This window comes from Methylibium sp., from assembly GCF_013817365.1.
Lineage (GTDB): Bacteria > Pseudomonadota > Gammaproteobacteria > Burkholderiales > Burkholderiaceae_C > Methylibium.
Genome location: NZ_JACDCU010000493.1, coordinates 1 through 2873, shown reverse-complemented (window position 1 = coordinate 2873; position 2873 = coordinate 1). Strand labels below are relative to the sequence as shown.

At 67.2% G+C, this 2873-nt stretch carries 3 protein-coding genes and 1 pseudogene; 1 reads left to right on the top strand and 3 read right to left on the bottom strand.

The window, feature by feature from the left end:
* From H0W38_RS20320 to H0W38_RS20310, 3 genes are all read right to left on the bottom strand, one after another.
* The coding region (locus tag H0W38_RS20320; RefSeq protein WP_292457591.1) for an acyl-CoA dehydrogenase family protein at positions 1-1176 on the bottom strand (1176 nt) is incomplete at its 3' end.
* Positions 1177-1352: 176 nt separating this feature from the next.
* Positions 1353-1994, bottom strand: coding sequence for a retropepsin-like aspartic protease (locus tag H0W38_RS20315; protein ID WP_292457589.1), 642 nt, complete (start codon positions 1992-1994; stop codon positions 1353-1355).
* 123 nt (positions 1995-2117) lie between these two features.
* A complete protein-coding gene (locus H0W38_RS20310; RefSeq protein ID WP_292457586.1) occupies positions 2118-2618 on the bottom strand; it encodes a YajQ family cyclic di-GMP-binding protein in 501 nt (166 codons plus the stop codon).
* A gap of 55 nt (positions 2619-2673) precedes the next feature.
* On the opposite strand from H0W38_RS20310, the pseudogene H0W38_RS20305 reads away from it, so the two are divergent.
* Positions 2674-2873 (top strand): annotated as a pseudogene (locus H0W38_RS20305) (UDP-N-acetylenolpyruvoylglucosamine reductase); the annotation flags it as partial.

Sequence of the window (2873 nt, the reverse complement as noted above, 5' to 3'; positions counted from 1 at the left end):
CCCCAGCACCGTTTGCGCGACGATGTTCTTTTGAACCTCGCTCGAGCCGCCGTAGATGGTCGTCTTGCGCATGTTGAAGTAGGTGCCGGCCAGCGGCGCGCAGTGTGCGGCGCCGACATGGTCGCCCTGCCAGCCGGCTTCCATCGCGTCGTGAATGAAGGGCAGGCTGCAGGGGCCTGCGGCCAGCATCATGAGCTCGGTGTAGCGCTGCTGGATCTCGGAGCCGCGGATCTTGAGCAGGCCGGCCACGTCGAGCGACTGCTTGCCGCTCTTCTCGGCCGAGAGCACGCGCAGCACCATCATCTCGAGCGCGACGATGTCGACCTCCAGCAGCGCGATCTGGTCGCGAAAGCGTGCGTCGTCATACACGTTCTCGGCCTTGGCGATGCGCTTGAGCCGCTCCAGCTCGCGCTTGCCGCGGTTCACGTCGGCGATGTTGGTGCGCTCGTGCGCCAGCAGGTACTTGGCATACGTCCAGCCCTTGTTCTCCTCGCCGACGAGCTGGTCGGCCGGCACCTCGACGTTGTCGAACCAGACCTCGTTGACCTCGTGCTCGCTGTCGAGCGTGATGATCGGGCGCACGGTGATGCCGGGCGACTTCATGTCGATCAGCAAAAAGCTGATGCCCGTCTGCGGCTTGCCTTCGTTGCTGGTGCGCACCAGGCAGAAGATCCAGTCGCCGTGCTGGCCGAGCGTGGTCCAGGTCTTCTGACCGTTGACGACGTAGTAGTCGCCTTTTCGCTCGGCGCGGCACTTCACCGAGGCGAGATCCGAGCCCGCGCCCGGCTCGCTGTAGCCCTGGCTCCACCACACGTCGCCGCTCATGATGCCGGGCAGGAAGCGCTGCTGCTGCTCGGCCGAGCCGAAGGCCATGATCACCGGCGCCACCATCACGGGGCCGAACGGGATGACGCGCGGCGCGCCGGCGAGTGCGCATTCCTCTTCGAACAGGTGTCGCTGCACGGCGTTCCAGCCCGGCCCGCCGAACGCCTCGGGCCAGGCCCAGCCATGCCAGCCTTTCCTGCCGAGGATGCGGGCCCAGCGCTGGTGGTCGTCTTTCGACAGGCGCAGCGCGTTGTGGACCTTGTGGCTGATGTCCTCAGGCAGGCTCTCGGCCACCCAGCCGCGGATCTGCTCGCGAAAGGCCTGCTCCTCGGGCGTGAAATTCAGGTCCACATCCATCTCCTGTCATGCCTGGCAAACCGGCGATCGGCCAGTTTAGGCAGGAGCGGCCGCCGCGTCGGTCGCGTGGGCGACAAGGCTCGCCGCTGTTGCAGGTGCCGAGCGGCGGACGACGACAGCCGGCGCATGTGATCGCGGCTGAAAGAAGGGGCGGCTTGGGGCGGGGCGGCTCAGAACCGGCGCTGCAGGGTCAGGGTGTCGTTCTCGCGCTTCATCTGGAAGCGCGTCAGGAAGCTGTTGCCGAGCAGGACGAAGGGCATCGGCGCCGGCTGCACCACTGCCTCCACGTTGAAGACCTCCACGTCGCCCAGGCGCACCGAGTCGAGCGCAATGCGCCAGCCGACCGTGTCGCCGTTCGCAGTGCGCAGGCCGATGCGCTGGCCTTTCTGGTAGGGCAGACCCAGCCGTTCGGCCTCGGCCTGACTCATCGAGACGAGCGTGGCGCCGGTGTCGACCAGGAAGGTGACGCTGCGGCCGTTGATCTGGCCGTTGGCCTGAAAGTGTCCCGATGCATCGCCGCTGATCGTGATCCGGCTGCCGCCGCCCGGGCTGGGTGTGCCGCCCAGGTTCACCGCCGCAGCCCCGAGGCGCAGCGTCTCACGCTGGCCATCGACCTCGATCACCGCCTCGGCGCCGTTCACGCTGAGCAGCCGCACGCCTTTGAGCGCCGCGCCGATCGCGATGGCCCGCGGCGCGGCGCCGTCGATCACCAGCAGCGCGCGCTCGCCCATGCTGCCTGCGAAGGCGACTCTCTGGGCGGTCACTACTGCGACGCGGGCCGGCGGCGTTTGCGACGCGGAGGCCGTCGCCATGGCGGGCGCTACAACCGCTGGAAGCGACGTGCCCGGCCGGGCCGGCGAAGTTGCGGGCTGCGCGGCAGCACCGCCAGCGGCCAGTGTCATGGCCGAGAGCAGCAGCAGCCGGCGCATCGGGGGTCAGTCGCGGAAGTTGTCGAAGGACAGCGGCACGTCGGCCACTTCCTTGCGGATGAGCGCCATCGCCGCCTGCAGATCGTCGCGCTTGGTGCCGGTGACGCGCACCGCATCGCCCTGGATGGCGGCCTGCACCTTCATCTTGTTGCCCTTGATGAGCGTCTGGATCTTCTTGGCGGTTTCGGTGTCGATGCCGGCCTTGATCTTGACGACCTGCTTGACCTTGTCGCCGCCAATCTTCTCGATCTTGGCGCTGGTGTCGAGAAAGCGCGCATCGACGCTGCGCTTGGTGAGCTTGAGGGTCAGGATGTCCATCACCTGCCCGAGCTGGAATTCGCTGTCGGCGTAGAGCGTGATTTCCTTGTCCTTGCCCTTGTCGGACAGCTCGACCTTGGCGCCGCTACCCTTGAAATCGAAGCGCGTGCCGATCTCCTTGGCCGACTGGTCGACGGCATTGCGCACCTCGACGAGGTCGGGTTCGAGCACGGTATCGAAGCTGGGCATTTTTGTGCGCTCGGTTGAAAGCCAAGGATAAGAGGGGATGGGCGAAAATTCTGCCATGTCCGTCACGCTCGCCGTGGAAAACAGGGTCAGCCTGAGGCCCTACAACAGCTTCGGCCTGCCCGCGCTGGCCGAGCGGCTGGTGCGCGTGCGAAGCGAGGACGATGTGCGCCGCGTGCTGGCCACGCCCGCACTCGCGCGACGCCCGAAGTTCGTGCTCGGCGGGGGCAGCAACATCGTGCTGACGACCGACCTGCG

What these genes read in the sequence shown, in the direction of transcription:
- H0W38_RS20315 (WP_292457589.1), bottom strand. Translation starts at nt 1,994, where the DNA reads ATGGCGACGGCCTCCGCGTCGCAAACGCCGCCGGCCCGCGTCGCAGTA.
- H0W38_RS20310 (WP_292457586.1), bottom strand. Translation starts at nt 2,618, where the DNA reads ATGCCCAGCTTCGATACCGTGCTCGAACCCGACCTCGTCGAGGTGCGC.